The organism is Pseudolabrys sp. (genome assembly GCF_035943735.1).
Classification (GTDB): domain Bacteria; phylum Pseudomonadota; class Alphaproteobacteria; order Rhizobiales; family Xanthobacteraceae; genus Pseudolabrys.
The window spans coordinates 1-17007 of the sequence record NZ_DASZBV010000025.1; the positions used below are offsets into that span (position 1 = coordinate 1).

The following is a 17007-nucleotide window of genomic DNA, read 5'->3' on the forward strand; positions in this document are numbered from 1 at the left end:
CGCATCTCCGACGCTCCCACCCCGGCCACCGCTCCCCGCCCCGCGTCTGGAGACGCTTGATCAGACGCCCCTCGGTAACGGGACGGGATGGCAGGCATATAAGTCTATCAATATAGGAATGTCAACAGTCCTAGATCACGATTTATTACATCCGGTCGTCCCGGGCGAGCGCAGCGAGGCCCGGACCCATACGCCGCAACAGGTCGAGACGGCGCGGCGATGGGGCCCCGCCGCAAGTCGGCTTTAGCCGACTTGCGCAGTGTGAGCGGCAGACATCGGGTAAACCCGATGCCTGCGCGCGGACGACAGAGCGGCGAGTCACAGCGCCATATCGCCAACGCATTGGCGCTGCGCAGCCGCCCCACTGGCGCGCGCGCGGCGGCTTGGCTAATGCTCGATTCATGACCGATTCCAGCGTGCCCGTGAGTCCCGAGGCCAGGCCCGTCAGCCCCGACGTCGGCGAATTGTTCCTGGCCTTCGTGAAAGTCGCGCTGTCCGGCTTCGGCGCCGCGCTGCCCTGGGCGCGCCGCATGATCGTCGATCGGAAGCAGTGGATGACCGCGCAGGAGTTCAACGAGTCCTTCGCGCTGTCGCAGTTCCTGCCCGGCCCGAACGTCGTCAATTTCTCGGTCGTGTTCGGCGCACGCTTTGCCGGCGTGCCCGGCGCGCTGGCGGCCTTCCTCGGCCTCATGCTGCCGCCGGTCGTTATCGTGCTGATTCTGGGCGTGCTCTACGCGCATTTCGGCGAGATGGCGGCCCTGAGCCGCATCCTCTCCGGCGTCGTCTGCGCGGCGATCGGGCTGTTGATCGCCACGGTCGCCAAGATGGCCAAGCCGCTGTTCACGCAGGGGTGGGACTGGGCGCCGCTGATCGCCATCGCCGCAGTCGTCGGCGTCGCCATCCTGCGCTGGCCGCTGCCTTACGTGTTCCTCGGATTGGCGCCGCTCAGCATCGCGCTCGCCTGGTTCAAGAAGGCAGGTCCATGACCGGCAACATCGGCGGCAACGTTCTCCTCACGATGGCCGGCTACTTCGCGAGCCTGTCGCTGTTTGCGTTCGGCGGTGCCAATGCGGCCATCCCCGACATGCAGCGAATCTCGGTCGACGTGATGCACTGGATGACGGCGAAGGAATTCGCCGACACCTTCGCCATCGCGCAAATGTCGCCGGGACCGAACGTCATCATCGTGGCGCTGATCGGCTATCACGTCGCCGGGCTGCCGGGCGCCGGCGTCGCCACCCTCGCGATGTGCGGACCGACGTGCGTGCTCGCCTTCGTCGTGTCGCGCGTCTGGGACCGCTTCAAGGCGGCGCGCTGGCGGGTCGTGCTGCAGAACGGACTCGTTCCGGTGGCGCTCGGATTGATCGCGGCGAGCGCCATCGTCATCGCGCGCACGGCGGACCACGGCCTCGTCGCGGTGGCGATCACCGTGGTCACGGCTATCGTCGCCTTCGCCACCCGCCTCAATCCAATGTGGCTGTTCGCCGCCGGCGGCGTGATCGGCCTGTCCGGCCTCGTCTGACCTCCGGATTCGAACGCGCTCCGGCGACGGCCAGGCGCCGTGCCGTGTCCGGTCCGTTACCTTTATCGGCGCGGTAGTCCGGCGACTGGACGTGCGACCTATGCGCGTGGCATCACTTTGTCACCTAGCGTACACTGACGTAAATTTCATGGCGCCACGATTTTCGGGTGTGTTCCTGTGCACTATTACAACCACATCCTGTCATATTTGCACCGCCGTTTCCCGGATTTCGTCGGCCAGCGCGCCCGACAGGTGTCGTTCGTGCACGGCGATATCATTGGCGAAACCGGCCGGCCGATCGAGCACGTGTTTTTTCCGAGCTCGGGCATGATCTCTGTCGTTGTCGATCTGCGCGACGGCGGCCGCGTCGAAGCGGCGATGGTCGGGCGCCGGAATGCGATCGGCGCCTCGGTCGTGTTCGGCGGCCGCACGCATCTGAACACGAGTTTCGCGCAGCTGCCCGGCAGCGGCTGGTCGCTGAAGGCCGCGGATGTGATCGAGCTGGCCAATCGCGAACTCGAGGTGCGGAACATTCTGTACGATAACGAGCAGTTCCTGCTGGCGCAGGCGCAGCAGACGGCGGCGTGCAATGCGCGCCACGTCATTCCGCAGCGGCTGGCGACCTGGATCCTGCGCGCCTCGGATGCGAGCGGCGGCGACGAACTGACGCTGACGCAGGAATATCTGGCGCAGATGCTCGGCGTTCAGCGGGCGAGCGTGTCGATGTTCGCCGGTGCGCTTCAGGACAAGGGCCTGATTTTCTACCGGCGCGGCCGCGTCAAGGTGCTCGACCGCAACGGGCTCGAGCATCAGGCCTGCGAGTGCCAGGCGGCGCTGCGCCACCAACACGCCAGGCTGTTCGAGGCTGATGTAAGTCAAACCGCATGATTTGGCGGCCGCTATCGTTAAAACGATAGGGACCACGGCGCACGGCCGTGGAGCGGGGCCGCATGCGCTATTTTTTCCATCTTCTCAGCGGGGACGACCGTCTCGACGACGATGCCGGGGTCGAGCACGCCGATGTCGCGCAGGCGCGGGCGGAGGCGCTGCGCGTGACGCGGGAGATGATCGCCGAATCGTTGCGCCGGAACCTGCCGATCGCCGAGGACGGCGTCATCGAGATCACCGACGAACGCGGCCGGCTGGTCGATCAGGTCCCGCTCATCACGGCCACCTTCGGCGACACCGCCGATCGGCGCTACCGGCGCATCTTCGAGGCCGCTCCGCAGAATTACCTCTTGTTGGCGCCCGACTTCACGATCATCGAAGCCAATCGCGCCTATCTGCGCGCCACGATGACAAATCTCGATGCCATCGTGCGCCGTCCGCTGTTCGACGTGTTTCCCGACAATCCGGGCGATCCGGAGGCGAACGGCGTGCGCAACCTGACGGCGTCGCTCGACGCCGTGCTGTGCGGCAAGGCCGAGCATGCAATGCCGCGGCAGCGTTACGATATCCGCCGGCCCGACGGCACCTGGGAGGTGCGGCACTGGAAGCCGAGGAACATCCCGATCCTCGACGCCAATGGCGAGGTCGAGGTCATCATCCACCACGCCGAGGACGTGACGCAGGCCGTCCTGGCTGGGCACAGGCGCGCCGGCTGAGCGAGCCGCGCGCTTTCAGCCGGCCAATGTCGCGGTGAGTCCCGCCACCCAGATCACGAGCTGGACGCTGAAGGCGGTGATGTTGACGTCCCAGCGCCCGGTGAAGATCGGCACCGGCGCGGCGAAGGGCTGGTAGCCGTTGGCGTCGTAGGCGCGGCCGCCATAGATCGGCATGGCAAGGACGGCGACGAAGAAAGCGGCGTAGACGATCGCGCCCATGATCGCCGCCAGATAGAGCCGTTCGATCGCCAGCGGGCCCGGCCACCAGATCAGGGCGAGCGAGAGCAGGCCGAAGCCGACATAGCTGCAGATCTGCCAGACGACGTGAAAGCGCGCGTGCGGCGTCCATTGCGGGTTGGTCGCGTGCGTCTTGTTGAAATCGGCGATGACGGTGGCGGCGGCGTAGCCGAGCGTCATCAGCGTGAACAGGATACGGGCGACGAGTAGATGATCGAAACTCATGGCAGCCCCCTTCGCAGTCCCCTGCGATCCCTGTGTCCAAGGTTCCGGCCTTGCCGGGCGGCGGTCAAGGGGCGGGGAGGCGTTGATAACGGCTGTGTGGGCGTTGCCGGGCGGGGTAAACTTCCCCATGTTGGCCCCGAGTCTGAATGAGGCCCGCCATGCGCCAATACCTCGAACTGATGGAGCGGATTCTCGATCACGGCGTCGAGAAGCGCGACCGCACCGGCACCGGCACTTTGTCCGTGTTCGGCCATCAGATGCGCTTCGATCTCGGCGACGGCTTCCCGCTGCTGACCACCAAGAAGCTGCATCTGAAGTCGATCGTCCACGAGCTGCTCTGGTTCCTCGCCGGCGACACCAACATCAAATACCTCAAGGAGCACGGCGTCCGCATCTGGGACGAGTGGGCGGACGAGCGCGGCGACCTCGGCCCGGTCTACGGCCACCAGTGGCGCTCGTGGCCGGCGCGCGACGGCTCGACCATCGACCAGATCGCCAATGTCGTCGCCTTGATCCGGCGCAATCCGGATTCGCGGCGGCTGATCGTGACGGCGTGGAATCCGGCCGACGTCGACCGCATGGCGCTGCCGCCGTGCCACTGCCTGTTCCAGTTCTACGTCGCCGAGGGGCGGCTGTCCTGCCAGCTCTACCAGCGCTCGGCCGACGTCTTCCTCGGCGTGCCGTTCAACATCGCCTCCTACGCGCTGCTGACGATGATGGTGGCGCAGGTGACCGGCCATCAGCCGGGCGAGTTCGTGCACACCTTCGGCGACGCGCATCTCTATCTCAATCACCTCGAGCAGGCGCGGCTGCAACTCTCGCGCCCGCCGAAGGCGCTGCCGGCGATGCGCATCAATCCGGCGGTGAAGGACATCTTCGGCTTCCGCTACGAGGACTTCGCGCTCGAGAATTACGATCCGCATCCGCACATCAAGGCCGAGGTGGCGGTGTGAGCGACGTGGAGCATGTGTCCCGGGCGCGGTGCAGCACGCAGTGCTGCTCCGCAGACCCGGGACCCCGGTTCAGCGGTCGCGCGATAGAAACCGGGGTCCCGGCTCAGCGGTGCACCGTTCCGCCAAAGCGCGGCGAAGACGCGCGCGCTTATGGCTGGACGCTGCACCGCATCCGGGACACGGGGTGGATGTCATGAGCCTCGCCATCCGCCGCGCCGCGCCGGCCGATGCGGCGCTCGTGTTCGCGCTGGTATGCGAATTGGCCGACTACGAGAACCTGCAGCACGAGGTCGACGCGACGCCCGAGGAGATCGCCAGGGCGCTGTTTTCGCCCGAGCCGCGGCTCTATTGCGATCTCGCCGAATGGGACGATCAGCCGGCAGGTTTCGCCGTGTGGTTTCTCAATTTTTCCACGTTCCGCGGCCGCCACGGCCTCTATCTCGAGGACGTGTTCGTGCGGCCGGAATTCCGCGGCCGCGGCATCGGCAAGGCGCTGATGCAGAGACTGGCGCGCACCTGCGTCGATAACGGCTATGCGCGCTTCGAATGGGCGGTGCTCGACTGGAACGCGCCCTCGATCGCCTTCTATCAATCGATCGGCGCCGAGATCAAAGGCGAGTGGAAGGTCTGCCGCATGAGCGGTCCGGCGCTGACGAAGTTCGCGGGGCAGGGGTGATGCAGCCGCAGGCCTATCAGCCGGAACAGTGGCGCGACCTCTACGTCATGCTCGGCACGTCGGCGGCGGCGCTGATCGGGCTGTTGTTCGTGGCGACCTCGCTGCACCTCGACGACGTGGTGCGCAATCCCGTCTATCACACGCGCGCCTACAACCAGACGCGCTATCTGGTGCTGCTCCTGGTCGAAGCGGTGTTCGTGCTCGTGCCGCAGCCGCCCGTGGCCTTCGGCATCGAGGTCGTCCTGCTCAACGCGCTCGGGCTATCGCTGCCGCTGAGCAACATCTACAGCTTCGTCTACAAGAACAAGGCGGCGGCCGTGCCGGGCGGCTGGGTGATCGGCCGGGCTTTGCGTTACGTCGTCGCCTTCGCCATCGGCATGGTCGGTGGCGCCATGATCGCGGCGGGTCTGGGCTGGGGGATTTATCTCGTCACGGCCGGCCACGTGCTGCTGCTCGTCGCCGTCATCGACAATGCCTGGTCGATCATGGTCGGCGTCGGACGCAAGGCGTGACGTGTTGAGCGGAGTTGCCATGAAGATCGTGCTCGTCGTCGCCGTCGCCGAAAACAACGTCATCGGCCGGGGCGGCGCCTTGCCGTGGCACCTGAAGTCGGAGCTCGGGCATTTCCGTCGGCTGACGCTCAATCATCCGGTGCTGATGGGCCGCAACACTTATCTCTCCATCGGCAAGCCGCTGAAGGACCGCACCAACATCGTGCTCACGCGCAAGGCCGGCGAGGCGGCGCCCGGCCTGATCTGGGCGTCGAGTCTCGACGAGGGCCTCGCGCTCGCGCGCGCCGATGCCGAGCGGCGCGGCGTCGACGCCGTCATGGTGATCGGCGGCAACGACGTGTTCGCGCGCACGCTGCCGATGGCCGACCGGCTCGAGTTCACCCGCGTGCATGCGTCGCCCGAAGGCGACGTTGTCTTCCCGCCGCTCGATCTGTCGCACTGGATGGAGACGCGGCGCGAGCGGCATGCGCGCGGGCCCGGCGACGACCACGATTTTACCGTGCTCACCTACGAGCGGCGGCGTTGACGGCTGCGGCCTTCCCGCTGCGGCCTTGGGCCACAGGGAAAACGCCCCGCCGCCGGATCGACACAATTGGCATGATCGCTGCGAACCGAACGATCTGACGGGGGAAGGGCGCAAACGGGCTCGCGTTGTAACGGGCCGTGCGGTCACCTATAACCCATGCCGACACGAGGGGTTGCCGGGCAATAAGCGCCGGCGCCGGGAGATTTTGACGAATGCCATGGAATACGCAGGGCGGTGGCCCATGGGGCTCGGGCGGCGGCAAGGGGCCGTGGGGCTCGGGACCGCAGCCGTCGTCGGGGCCGAATCCGCCCGATCTCGAGGAAATGCTCCGCCGCGGCCAGGACCGCCTGCGCCGCGTATTGCCGGGCGGCCAGCTCGGCGGCCGCGGTTTCCTGCTGATCGCGCTCGGCGTCGTCGCGCTGTGGGGCTTCTCCGGCTTCTTCCGCGTCGAGCCGGATGAGCTCGGCGTCGTGCTGCGCTTCGGCAAGGACGTGCGCGAGGTGCAACCGGGCCTGAATTATCATCTGCCCTATCCGATCGAGAGCGTGCTCACGCCGAAGGCGCTGCGCGTCAACAAGATCGACATCGGCATGCGCGTCGTCGACGACATCCGCCGCGGCGGCACCACGACGCGCGACGTGCCCGAAGAGAGCCTGATGCTCACCGGCGACGAGAACATCGTCGACGTCGACTTCTCGGTGCTGTGGAAGGTGAAGCCGACCGGCGTCGGCGACTACCTGTTCAACATCCAGAATCCGGAAGGCACGGTGAAGGCGGTGGCCGAGAGCGCCATGCGCGAGGTCATCGGCCGCTCCGACATCCAGCCGATCCTGACCGGCGCGCGGCAGACCATCGAGACTGCCGTTCAGGACCTGATGCAGAAGACGCTCGACAGCTACGGCGCCGGCATCGTCGTGCAGCAGGTGCAATTGCAGAAGGTCGATCCGCCGCAGCAGGTAATCGACGCCTTCCGCGACGTGCAGGCTGCGCGCGCCGACCAGGAGCGCTCGGTCAACGAGGCGCAGACCTACGCCAACCGCGTGATCCCCGAGGCGCGCGGCAACGTCGCCAAGATCACGCAGGCGGCGGAAGCCTATCGGTCGCAGACGGTCGCCGAGGCCACCGGCCAGACCTCGCGCTTCCTGCAGATCTACGACCAGTACAAGAAGGCGCCGGCCGTGACGCGTGAACGCATGTATCTGGAGACCATGGAGCGCGTGCTCGGCGGCTCCGACAAGGTGATCGTCGACCAGGGCGTCGGCAACACCGGCGTCGTGCCTTATCTGCCGTTGCCGGGCCTGTCGGCTGCGCCGAAGCCGCCGCAACCGCCGGCCGCGCCGCGCGCGCAGACGCCGTCCTCGGGAGGCCGCCAGTGAGAACGAACGTTTTCGGCGGCGTCGTCGCCATCGTCGCGGTCGCGGTCCTGATCGTCGCCTGGTCGTCCGTGTTCACGGTTTACCAGACACAGCAGGCGCTGGTCGTTCGCCTCGGCAAGCCGGTGAGCGTCGTCAGCCAGCCCGGGCTGCACGTGAAGGCGCCTTTCATCGACAACGTCATCGACGTCGACCGGCGCATCCTCGATCTCGAAGCGCCACCGCAGGAGGTGATCGCCTCCGACCAGAAGCGGCTGGTGGTCGACGCCTTTGCGCGCTACCGCATCCAGGATCCGCTGCGCTTCTACCAGACGCTCGGCTCGATCCCCGGCGCCAATTCGCAATTGTCGATCCTCTTGAATTCGGCACTGCGGCGCGTGCTCGGCGAGGTCACGTTCACGCACGTCGTGCGCGACCAGCGCGCCGAACTGATGAGCCGCATCCAGAAGCTGATGGATCAGGAAGCCAAGAGCTACGGCATCCAGGTCGTCGACGTTCGCATCCGCCGCGCCGATCTGCCGGAGCAGAACAGCCAGGCGGTCTATCAGCGCATGCAGACGGAGCGGCAGCGCGAGGCGGCGGAATTCCGCGCGCAGGGCGCCCAGCGCGCCCAGGAAATCCGCTCGCGCGCCGACCGCGAGGTGACAGTACTCACCGCCGACGCGCAGTCTAAAGCCGAGCAGATCCGCGGCGAGGGCGACGCCAAGCGCAACCAGATCTTCGCCGAGGCTTACAGCCAGGATCCGGACTTCTTCACCTTTTACCGGTCGATGCAGGCCTATGAGAACGGGCTCAAGAGCAACGATACCCGCTTCCTGCTGAAGCCGGATTCCAGCTTCTTCCGCTATTTCAATTCACCCGACGGCAAGCCGGCGGCCGCGCCCGGCCCGGCCCCGCAGGCCGGCGCGCCGACCGGCGGTACGCCGGCCGCCGCGGCCCGCTAGGCGGCGTTTGGCGATGGCGGACTTTCTCGCTGCGTTTGGCCTCGTGTTCGTCATCGAGGGCTTGATCTTTGCTGCCTGTCCCGGCCCGGCAAAGCGGGCGATGATGAGCGTGATCGAGACGCCGGAGCAGACATTGCGCCTGATCGGCATCGGTTCGGCGGTGGCCGGGCTGATTGTCGTCTGGCTGGTGCGCTGGACCTGAGGCGGCGTCCGGCGACTCGGCAAAATGCGGACGGGACGGCCTCCGGCCGCCCTTGAAACGCCGCGAAGTGCGGGCCACCTTTCCTCAAAGTTCCCCTCCCAGGAGACAGGACGCCCATGGGCGCACCAATGAGCCGACTGGCCAACCCCATCCGCCGCACGGGGCTGGCTGCGATTGCCGCTGCCGCGATCCTGTGGCCGGCCTTTTCCGAGCCGGCCGAGGCGCGCGGGCCGGATGGCATCTCCGACGTCGCCGAGCAGGTGATCGACGCGGTGGTCAACGTCTCGACCAAGCAATCGGTCGAGATGAACAGCGACGCGATTCCCGACCTGCCGCCGGGCTCGCCGTTCGAGCAATTCTTCGAAGACTTCCTGAAGAAGCACGGGCAGAACGGGCAGAACGGCCAGAACGGCCAGAAGCAGGCGCCGCGGCGCGTGAGCTCGCTAGGCTCCGGCTTCATCATCGACGCTGCGGGATACGTCGTCACCAACAACCACGTCATTGCCGACGCCGACGAGGTCAGCGTCATCCTCAATGACGGCACCACCTTGAAAGCCGACATCGTCGGCCGCGACACCAAGACCGATCTCGCGCTCCTGAAGGTGACGACCGATCACCCGCTGAAGGCGGTGAAGTTCGGTGACAGCGACAAGCTCAGGCTCGGCGAATGGGTGATCGCCATCGGCAACCCGTTCTCGCTCGGCGGCACGGTGACCGCCGGCATCGTCTCGGCGCGGCACCGCGATATCAATTCCGGGCCCTACGACAACTACATCCAGACCGACGCCGCCATCAATCGCGGCAACTCCGGCGGTCCGCTGTTCGATCTCGACGGCGAGGTCATCGGCGTGAACACCGCGATCATCTCGCCCTCGGGCGGCTCGATCGGCATCGGCTTCGCCATCCCGTCGAAGACGGTGGTGCCGGTGATCGAGCAACTGCGCCAGTATCATGAAGTGCGCCGCGGCTGGCTCGGCGTGCGCATCCAGCAGGTGACCGACGAGGTCGCGGAAAGCCTGAGCCTGAAGCCGGCGCGCGGTGCGCTGGTCGCCGGCGTCGAGGACAAGGGCCCGGCCAAGCCGGCCGGCATCCAGCCCGGCGACGTCATCGTCAAGTTCGACGGCAAGGACGTGAAGGAGATGCGCGATCTGCCGCGCATCGTCGCCGACACGCCGGTCGGCAAGGACGTGCAGGTCATCGTCGTCCGCAAGGGCAAAGAAGAGACCAAGACCGTCAAGCTCGGGCGCCTCGATGACACCGAGAAGAAACAGGCTTCGCTGACCACGAAGGAGCAGGCGCCGGAGACGAATTCCTCGGTCAAGAGCACGCTCGGGCTCAATTTGTCCGGGCTGACCGCCGACCTGCGCAAGAAGAACAAGATCAAGGACAGCGTGAAGGGCGTGCTCATCACCGGCGTCGACGACAATTCGCCGGCGGCGGAGAAGCGCCTGGCCCCGGGCATGGTGATCTCGCAGGTCGATCAGGAGGCCGTGAATACGCCGGCCGAGTTCGACAGCCGCGTCGCCAAGCTCAAGAAGGACGGCAAGAAGCTGGTGATGCTGCTGGTCGTCTCGCCCGACGGCGACCCGAGCATCGTAGTGCTGGGGATTAACTAGGCGACCCTAATAAAGTTCGAGACAGGCCGCGGGCTCAGACGCGAAGCGTTCGATAGCTTCGCGGTGTCTGCGCAGGAGGCGCTCTGTCGTGGCGGTCGATTGATTGCCGCGACGGAGCCAAATGACTTTCGGAGGCGCCCCGAACAAGGCGGCCAATTCTGCGAAATCCGCGTCAAGCGTCACAAACGCGTAGCCTTTGTCCCGAGCATAGCGCCAAAGCGTCAGGTCGTCGGCGCGTTCGAAGCCGAGGCGCCGGACATGCTCGCAGTCCGGAAACAGGTCGGACAGAAGCCCGCAGAGACGAAAGCTAAGGTTCTGATCGAAGAGCAGCTTCATTTTGCCGTGACGACGCGCCGCTCACGATCGGCTGCGTAAGCCAGGCAGGCGCGGATGTCGGTTTCGGTGAGTTCAGGATAGTCCTTCAGGATGTCCTGTTCCGACATGCCGGCGGCGAGCCAACCGAGGACGTCGGCGACGGCAATGCGCATGCCGCGCACGCACGGGCGGCCGCCGCGCTTGCCTGACTCGATGGTGATGACGTCCTGGTAAGTCATGGGGTGCATTATAGCACCCTTCGCCGGTCGGCGCGTTCAATTTTCCACGAACTCGCTCCGTGCGTAGCCCTGCACGTACAAGAGCGCCGTGAGATCGGCGTGGTCGATGCGCGCAGCGGCCGCTTCCGCGACCTTCGGCTTGGCGTGGTAGGCGACGCCGAGGCCCGCCTCGACGATCATGTGGAGGTCGTTGGCGCCGTCGCCGACCGCCATCGTCTCTTCCGGCTTGAGGCCGAACTCCTGGCGCAGTTCGAGCAGCGCGGCCCGCTTGCCGTCGCGGCCGAAGATCGGCTCGGCGACCGTGCCGGCAAGCGTATGGCCGTCGAGCACGGTCAGCGTGTTGGCGCGGTTCTGGTCGAAGCCGATCATGGCGGCGACACGATCGGTGAACAGAGTGAAGCCGCCGGAGACCAGCGCGGTGTGCGCGCCATGGACGCGCATGGTGCCGACCAGCGCCCGCGCGCCCGGCGTCAACTTGATGCGCTCGCGCAGCACCTCGTCGACGACGGAGACCTTCAGCCCTTCGAGCAGCGCGACGCGCTCGCGCAACGCCGGCTCGAAGGCAATCTCGCCGCGCATGGCCCGCTCGGTGATCGCCGCGACGTGCGCTTTGAGCCCGACGTAATCGGCGAGCTCGTCGATGCACTCCTGGCCGATCATCGTGGAGTCCATGTCGGCGAGGAACAGCTTCTTCTTCCGGTGCGCGATGGGCTGCACGACGACGTCGACCGGTGCCTCGAGGACGGCACGCATGCGTTGGGCGAGGGCGCGTTGGTCGAATTGGGATTCCGCGGTAAAGGGAACGTCGGCGGCCGTGCCGTCGGCAAGCCAGCGCGGCGCGGCGGCGCGGGCGAGCTGCGCACGCGCGCGGTCGACCAGCGCAGGTTCGAGCGCGCCGGGCCGGCCGGCGATCAGAGTAGCGACGTGAGTCATCGAATGTCCGAGACGAAACGAGCGGTGCTTATTGCAGGCCCGACCGCCAGCGGCAAGTCGGCGCTGGCGCTGCAATTGGCCGAACGGCTGGGCGGCACCATCGTCAACGCCGACTCGATGCAGGTCTATCGCGACCTGCGCATCATCACGGCGCGACCGCCGCCGGAGGAAGAGGCACGCGCGCCGCATCGCCTCTACGGTCACGTCGACGCGGCCGAGAACTATTCGACCGGCCGCTGGTGCCGCGACGTGGCGGAGGTGCTGGACGAGGTCGCCCGCGAAGGCCGCGTGCCGATCCTCGTCGGCGGCACGGGCCTCTATTTCAAGGCGCTGACCGGCGGGCTCGCCGCCGTGCCGCCGATCCCGGCCGACATCCGCGCCGATGTGCGCGGGCGGCTGGCGGCGGAGGGCGTGGCGCCGCTCTACAACGAACTCCTTGAACGCGACCCGAAGACCGCGCACCGGCTGATGCCGAACGACCGTTCGCGCATCTCGCGCGCGCTCGAGGTGGTGTTGGCGACGGGCCGCTCGCTGTCCGACTGGCACGCGCAAGGCTTGCCGCCGCTGATCGTTGGCGCGAGCGCGGCGAAGGTCTTCATCACCTGCGAGCGCAAGGAGCTGGTGCGGCGGATCGAGGCGCGCTTCGCCGCGATGCTTGCGGCCGGCGCGCTGGACGAAGTGCGGGCGCTTGCCGCGCGGCATCTCGATCCGACGCTGCCGGCGATGAAGGCGCATGGCGTGCCGTGGCTGATCCGCCATCTCAACGGCGATATCTCGCGCGACGAGGCCGCGGCCGGCGCGGTCATGGACACGCGTCGTTACGCCAAGCGCCAGGTCACCTGGTTCCGCAACCAGATGACCGACTGGCCCGCGGTCCCGGCCGAGCAGGGTTACGCCGAGATCGAACGGCAGTTGACGGTCGATGCCGGCGGGCAGACAAAGAGCGGCGGCCGGCCGGATTAGGTCCAAATTGGCCTCTTGACCGACATTGCTGCGCTGCCTATAACCCACGCAACGAAAGATCGGACCAGAACTATGTTGCGCAATATTATTACCCTCGTAGGAAAGGTTCGGACGCCTCCCGGCGCCCCTTGAGGGCCGTCGCTGCGGGAAAGCGTCCGGACCATGGGCCCCTTGCGGGCCTTTTTTATTGGCCGGGGCGGACAAGACGGACTGCGTTGGAAGAAGGATGACGAGCATGACCAAGGAAATGACCGGCGCCGAAATGGTGATCCAGGCTTTGGCGGATCAGGGCGTGCAGCACCTGTTCGGCTATCCCGGCGGCGCGGTGCTGCCGATCTACGACGCGCTGTTCAACCAGAAGGCCGTCCGGCACGTGCTGGTGCGGCACGAGCAGGGCGCCGTGCACATGGCCGAGGGCTATGCCCGCTCGACCGGCAAGGTCGGCTGCGTCCTCGTCACCTCCGGCCCCGGCGCGACCAACGCGGTCACCGGCCTGACCGACGCGCTGATGGATTCCATCCCGATCGTCTGCATCACCGGCCAGGTGCCGACGCACCTCATCGGCAACGACGCCTTCCAGGAGGCGGACACGGTCGGCATCACGCGGCCGTGCACGAAGCACAATTACCTGGTGAAGACCATCGAGGATCTGCCGCGCGTGCTGCACGAGGCGTTTCACATCGCCTCGAGCGGCCGGCCGGGCCCGGTCGTCGTCGACATCCCGAAGGACATCCAGTTCGCCAAGGGCGTCTATACGAAGCCGAAGACGTTCGCGCACACCGGCTATCATCCGCGCGTGAAGGGCGACATCGAGCGCATCAAGCAGGCGGTGTCGCTGCTGGCGCATGCCAAGCGGCCGGTGTTCTACACCGGCGGCGGCGTCGTCAATTCCGGCAAGCATGCGACCGAACTGCTGCGCGAGCTGGTGAAGATGACCGGTTTCCCGATCACCTCGACGCTGATGGGGCTCGGCGCCTATCCGGCGGCCGATCCGCAGTGGCTCGGCATGCTCGGCATGCACGGCACCCTCGAGGCCAACATGGCGATGCATGACTGTGACGTCATGATCTGCGTCGGCGCGCGCTTCGACGACCGCATCACCGGCCGGCTCGATGCCTTCTCGCCGGGCTCGAAGAAAATCCACATCGACATCGATCCGTCGTCGATCAACAAGAACGTCAAGGTCGACGTGCCGATCGTCGGCGACTGCGCCAACGTGCTCGAGGACATGCTCCGGCTGTGGAAGGGCGAGGCGCTGCACCCGGACAAGAAGGCGCTGTCGATGTGGTGGACGCAGATCGACAAGTGGCGCGCGCGCAAGTCGCTCGCCTATCGCCCGTCGAACGAGGTGATCAAGCCGCAATACGCGATCCAGCGCCTGTACGAGCTGACCAAGGACCGCGACACCTACATCACCACCGAAGTCGGCCAGCATCAGATGTGGGCGGCGCAGTTCTACGGCTTCCAGGAGCCGAACCGCTGGATGACCTCCGGCGGCCTTGGCACCATGGGCTACGGCCTGCCGGCCTCGGTCGGCGTGCAGCTCGCGCATCCGAAATCGCTGGTCATCGACATCGCTGGCGAGGCGAGTGTGCAGATGACGATGCAGGAACTATCGACGGCGGTGCAGTACCGGCTGCCGATCAAGGTCTTCATCCTCAACAACAAATACATGGGCATGGTGCGGCAGTGGCAGGAACTGCTGCACGGCGGCCGTTATTCGGAGAGCTATTCGGAGGCGCTGCCGGACTTCGTCAAGCTCGCCGAAGCGATGCACGCCTACGGCATCCGCTGCGAAAAGCCGGGCGATCTCGATCATGCGATCAAGGAGATGATCGACGTCGACAAGCCGGTGCTGTTCGACTGCGTCGTCGATCCGGCGGAGAACTGCTTCCCGATGATTCCGTCGGGACGCGCGCACAATGAGATGCTGCTCGGCGACGCCGCCGAGAAGCTGGAAGACGCCATCACCGAAGAAGGCAAGATGCTGGTGTGATGCGCTCTTACCCTCTCCCGGCAAAACTCGGCTCTACCCAAGTTTTGCAAATGTGAGTGGTCGAAGTCGGAAACATCCGACTTCGACTGGGAGAGGGTGGCGAGCGAACGTAGTGAGCGAGCCGGGTGAGGGGGCCTGGCTGGCGTCAAGATCGCCCCCTCACCCGGTCCCTCGCTGACGCTCGGGACCACCCTCTCCCACAAGGGGAGAGGGTCAGTGAAGCAAGGACCGACTGCCGTGAACGCACCGACGACTTCGCATTATCCCACCGCGCCGACCGAGCAACGCGCCGAGACGCACACGCTCTCGGTGCTGGTCGACAACGAGCCGGGCGTGCTGGCGCGCGTCATCGGCCTGTTCTCCGGCCGCGGCTACAACATCGAGTCGCTGACGGTGTCGGAGACCGAGCACGCCAAGCACCAGTCGCTTATCACCATCGTCACCACCGGTACGCCGATGGTGATCGAGCAGATCAAGAACCAGCTCGATCGCCTGGTGCCGATCCACCGCGTCGTCGACATGACGCTCGCCGGCAATACGATCGAGCGCGAACTGGCGATGGTGAAGGTGCGCGGACAGGGCGAGCATCGCGTCGAGGCCTTGCGGCTGGCCGACGCCTTCCGCGCCCGCGTCATCGACGCCACCACCGAGAGCTTCGTGTTCGAGATCACCGGCGCCTCGAGCAAGGTCGAGCAGTTCATCGCGCTGATGCTGCCGCTCGGCCTGGTCGAGGTCGCCCGCACCGGCATCGCCGCCATCCGCAGGGGGCCGGAAGGGTTGTAGCGGGGTCGGTCCGGATATACATTGTATATCCGAACGGAGCGAAAGCCATGAAGGTCAAGATCGCCAAATGGGGCAACAGCTTGGGCGTGCGGCTGCCCAAGCAGTTCGTCGACGCGTTCGACCTGAAGCCAGGCACAACGTTGGATATCGATCGCGACGGCAATCGCCTCGCGATCGAGATTTCGCCGACGCGCATGATTCCGCAATACCGTCTCGCGGATCTGCTGGCGCAGGTGCCATTGGGCACCAAGCAGCCGCAGTTCGAGGATTGGGGCATCCTGCCGTCCGAATGGCCGCAAGAAGATTGGAGTGACCTGGCGCCGACCGATGCGGAATGGGCTGCACATGTACGCCAGGTTGAGCCGCGCGACCGTGCCGAAGGCCGCGTCAGGACGAAGAATGCGTCTAAGACGGCGTCCCGGCGCAGGCGTCGTGTTTGACGCCGGCGATATCGTCTGGCTCGAGTTCGGCCCGCCGTTCGGACACGAGCAAGCGGGCCGGCGGCCGGCGCTGGTAGTCTCGCCGCGCGGTTATAACGAGCGATCATCGTTCCTTCTCGTGTGCCCGATCACGCGCAATGTTTCGCCGTGGTTCTTCAAGGTCGACATCGTCGATCCCGGCCGCATCACGGGCGCGGTATTGGTCGATCAGGTGAGGTCGATTGATTTCGTGGCGCGCTACGCCCAGCGCGCCGAAACAGTGTCGTCCGTGACGCTCGACCGTGTATTCGGGATGTTCGCGGCCATGTTTGGAATTCCTGTCGCTCGCTGACGGCACCTTGCGGAACGCTATGCCCCTCGATCTCTTTCTGGCACTCCTGCTGTTCGCCTGCGTGATGGCGTTCACGCCGGGTCCGAACAACATCATGCTGGCGGCATCGGGCGTGAATTTCGGCTTCGCGCATACGATCCCGCATATGGCGGGCGTGACCATCGGCTTCGCCATCCTGCTCGCCGCCTGCGGCGCCGGGCTCGGCCTGATCGTCACGGCGGTGCCGTCGCTGCATCTCGTGCTCAAGGTCGCCGGCGCGCTCTACATGCTCTGGCTCGCCTTCAAGGTGGCGACCGCGCATATCGGCGGCGACAGCGCCAGAGCCCCGGCGCGACCATTCACCTTCCTGCAGGCGGCGGCTTTCCAGTGGGTCAACCCGAAGGCGGTGGTGGCGGCGGTGAGCGCGATCGCGCTCTATGTCCGCCCCGGCCACGCGACGAGCGACTTTCCGGCCATGCTCGCGGTGCTGACCGCCTGCACCGTCGGCTCGGTCGTGACCTGGACCGGATTTGGCGTCGCGCTGCGGCGGTTTCTGCAAAGTCCCCGGCACGCGCGCATTTTCAACGTCTCGATGGCGCTTCTTCTGGTCGCCAGCATCGTGCCGATGGTGACTTGAG

At 66.3% G+C, this 17007-nt stretch carries 22 protein-coding genes; 18 read left to right on the forward strand and 4 right to left on the reverse strand.

What is annotated here, in order from left to right:
- Positions 1 to 401: 401 nt before the first annotated feature.
- The 4 genes from VGV41_RS18550 to VGV41_RS18565 all read left to right on the forward strand — a co-directional run bounded on the left by VGV41_RS18550 (position 402) and on the right by VGV41_RS18565 (position 3126).
- Positions 402 to 986 carry a chromate transporter gene (locus VGV41_RS18550; RefSeq protein WP_326865475.1) on the forward strand — a complete coding sequence of 195 codons (585 nt, stop codon included), beginning with the start codon at positions 402 to 404 and terminating at the stop codon, positions 984 to 986.
- Positions 983 to 1522 (forward strand): chromate transporter, encoded by a 540-nt coding sequence (locus VGV41_RS18555; protein ID WP_326865476.1) that lies wholly within the window; start codon positions 983 to 985, stop codon positions 1520 to 1522. Before VGV41_RS18550 ends, VGV41_RS18555 begins: the two co-directional genes overlap by 4 nt.
- A 177-nt stretch (positions 1523 to 1699) precedes the next feature.
- Positions 1700 to 2410: a Crp/Fnr family transcriptional regulator gene (locus VGV41_RS18560; protein WP_326865477.1), complete on the forward strand. Its 711-nt coding sequence runs from the start codon at positions 1700 to 1702 to the stop codon at positions 2408 to 2410.
- A 62-nt stretch (positions 2411 to 2472) separates the two neighbouring features.
- Positions 2473 to 3126, forward strand: a complete 654-nt coding sequence (locus VGV41_RS18565) for a DUF6894 family protein (protein WP_326865478.1) — start codon at positions 2473 to 2475, stop codon at positions 3124 to 3126.
- A gap of 15 nt (positions 3127 to 3141) precedes the next feature.
- Here the strand turns inward: VGV41_RS18565 and VGV41_RS18570 are convergent, their stop codons facing one another.
- Complete coding sequence (locus VGV41_RS18570; RefSeq protein ID WP_326865479.1) at positions 3142 to 3588, reverse strand: DUF6640 family protein; 447 nt, start codon at positions 3586 to 3588, stop codon at positions 3142 to 3144.
- A gap of 158 nt (positions 3589 to 3746) precedes the next feature.
- Here VGV41_RS18570 and VGV41_RS18575 point away from each other — a divergent pair, with 158 nt between their 5' ends.
- From VGV41_RS18575 to VGV41_RS18610, 8 genes are all read left to right on the forward strand, one after another.
- On the forward strand, positions 3747 to 4541 hold the full coding sequence (locus VGV41_RS18575; RefSeq protein ID WP_326865480.1) for a thymidylate synthase: 795 nt from the start codon (positions 3747 to 3749) through the stop codon (positions 4539 to 4541).
- Between the two features lie 193 nt (positions 4542 to 4734).
- Complete coding sequence (locus VGV41_RS18580) at positions 4735 to 5217, forward strand: GNAT family N-acetyltransferase (protein ID WP_326865481.1); 483 nt, start codon at positions 4735 to 4737, stop codon at positions 5215 to 5217.
- Positions 5217 to 5729: a hypothetical protein gene (locus tag VGV41_RS18585; protein WP_326865482.1), complete on the forward strand. Its 513-nt coding sequence runs from the start codon at positions 5217 to 5219 to the stop codon at positions 5727 to 5729. Before VGV41_RS18580 ends, VGV41_RS18585 begins: the two co-directional genes overlap by 1 nt.
- Positions 5730 to 5748: 19 nt before the next feature.
- Positions 5749 to 6255: a dihydrofolate reductase gene (locus tag VGV41_RS18590; protein ID WP_326865483.1), complete on the forward strand. Its 507-nt coding sequence runs from the start codon at positions 5749 to 5751 to the stop codon at positions 6253 to 6255.
- 212 nt (positions 6256 to 6467) lie between these two features.
- A complete protein-coding gene (gene hflK, locus VGV41_RS18595; protein WP_326865484.1) occupies positions 6468 to 7631 on the forward strand; it encodes an FtsH protease activity modulator HflK in 1164 nt (387 codons plus the stop codon).
- The gene (hflC, locus tag VGV41_RS18600) at positions 7628 to 8572 is read left to right on the forward strand and encodes a protease modulator HflC (protein WP_326865486.1); all 945 of its coding nucleotides are present in this window, start codon (positions 7628 to 7630) and stop codon (positions 8570 to 8572) included. Before hflK ends, hflC begins: the two co-directional genes overlap by 4 nt.
- Positions 8573 to 8585: 13 nt before the next feature.
- Positions 8586 to 8774 carry a DUF2065 domain-containing protein gene (locus VGV41_RS18605; RefSeq protein ID WP_326865487.1) on the forward strand — a complete coding sequence of 63 codons (189 nt, stop codon included), beginning with the start codon at positions 8586 to 8588 and terminating at the stop codon, positions 8772 to 8774.
- A gap of 116 nt (positions 8775 to 8890) precedes the next feature.
- A complete protein-coding gene (locus VGV41_RS18610) occupies positions 8891 to 10390 on the forward strand; it encodes a DegQ family serine endoprotease (protein ID WP_326865488.1) in 1500 nt (499 codons plus the stop codon).
- Between the two features lie 6 nt (positions 10391 to 10396).
- On the opposite strand, the gene VGV41_RS18615 is transcribed toward VGV41_RS18610, so the two are convergent.
- From VGV41_RS18615 to serB, 3 genes are read right to left on the reverse strand one after another with little or no spacing between them, the layout of a single operon-like run.
- Positions 10397 to 10726 carry a DUF5615 family PIN-like protein gene (locus VGV41_RS18615; protein WP_326865489.1) on the reverse strand — a complete coding sequence of 110 codons (330 nt, stop codon included), beginning with the start codon at positions 10724 to 10726 and terminating at the stop codon, positions 10397 to 10399.
- Positions 10723 to 10944 (reverse strand): DUF433 domain-containing protein, encoded by a 222-nt coding sequence (locus VGV41_RS18620; protein ID WP_326865700.1) that lies wholly within the window; start codon positions 10942 to 10944, stop codon positions 10723 to 10725. Before VGV41_RS18620 ends, VGV41_RS18615 begins: the two co-directional genes overlap by 4 nt.
- Before the next feature lie 36 nt (positions 10945 to 10980).
- Positions 10981 to 11877 carry a phosphoserine phosphatase SerB gene (serB, locus tag VGV41_RS18625; protein WP_326865490.1) on the reverse strand — a complete coding sequence of 299 codons (897 nt, stop codon included), beginning with the start codon at positions 11875 to 11877 and terminating at the stop codon, positions 10981 to 10983.
- Positions 11878 to 11880: 3 nt separating this feature from the next.
- On the opposite strand from serB, the gene miaA reads away from it, so the two are divergent.
- From miaA to VGV41_RS18655, 6 genes are all read left to right on the forward strand, one after another.
- Positions 11881 to 12840: a tRNA (adenosine(37)-N6)-dimethylallyltransferase MiaA gene (gene miaA / locus VGV41_RS18630; protein WP_326865491.1), complete on the forward strand. Its 960-nt coding sequence runs from the start codon at positions 11881 to 11883 to the stop codon at positions 12838 to 12840.
- A gap of 235 nt (positions 12841 to 13075) precedes the next feature.
- Positions 13076 to 14836: an acetolactate synthase 3 large subunit gene (locus VGV41_RS18635; RefSeq protein ID WP_326865492.1), complete on the forward strand. Its 1761-nt coding sequence runs from the start codon at positions 13076 to 13078 to the stop codon at positions 14834 to 14836.
- 237 nt (positions 14837 to 15073) lie between these two features.
- Positions 15074 to 15619 carry an acetolactate synthase small subunit gene (gene ilvN, locus VGV41_RS18640; RefSeq protein WP_326865701.1) on the forward strand — a complete coding sequence of 182 codons (546 nt, stop codon included), beginning with the start codon at positions 15074 to 15076 and terminating at the stop codon, positions 15617 to 15619.
- Between the two features lie 47 nt (positions 15620 to 15666).
- Positions 15667 to 16059 carry an AbrB/MazE/SpoVT family DNA-binding domain-containing protein gene (locus VGV41_RS18645; RefSeq protein WP_326865494.1) on the forward strand — a complete coding sequence of 131 codons (393 nt, stop codon included), beginning with the start codon at positions 15667 to 15669 and terminating at the stop codon, positions 16057 to 16059.
- Positions 16052 to 16390 (forward strand): type II toxin-antitoxin system PemK/MazF family toxin, encoded by a 339-nt coding sequence (locus VGV41_RS18650; protein WP_326865496.1) that lies wholly within the window; start codon positions 16052 to 16054, stop codon positions 16388 to 16390. Before VGV41_RS18645 ends, VGV41_RS18650 begins: the two co-directional genes overlap by 8 nt.
- Before the next feature lie 19 nt (positions 16391 to 16409).
- Positions 16410 to 17006 (forward strand): LysE family translocator, encoded by a 597-nt coding sequence (locus VGV41_RS18655; RefSeq protein WP_326865498.1) that lies wholly within the window; start codon positions 16410 to 16412, stop codon positions 17004 to 17006.
- Position 17007: the final 1 nt, after the last annotated feature.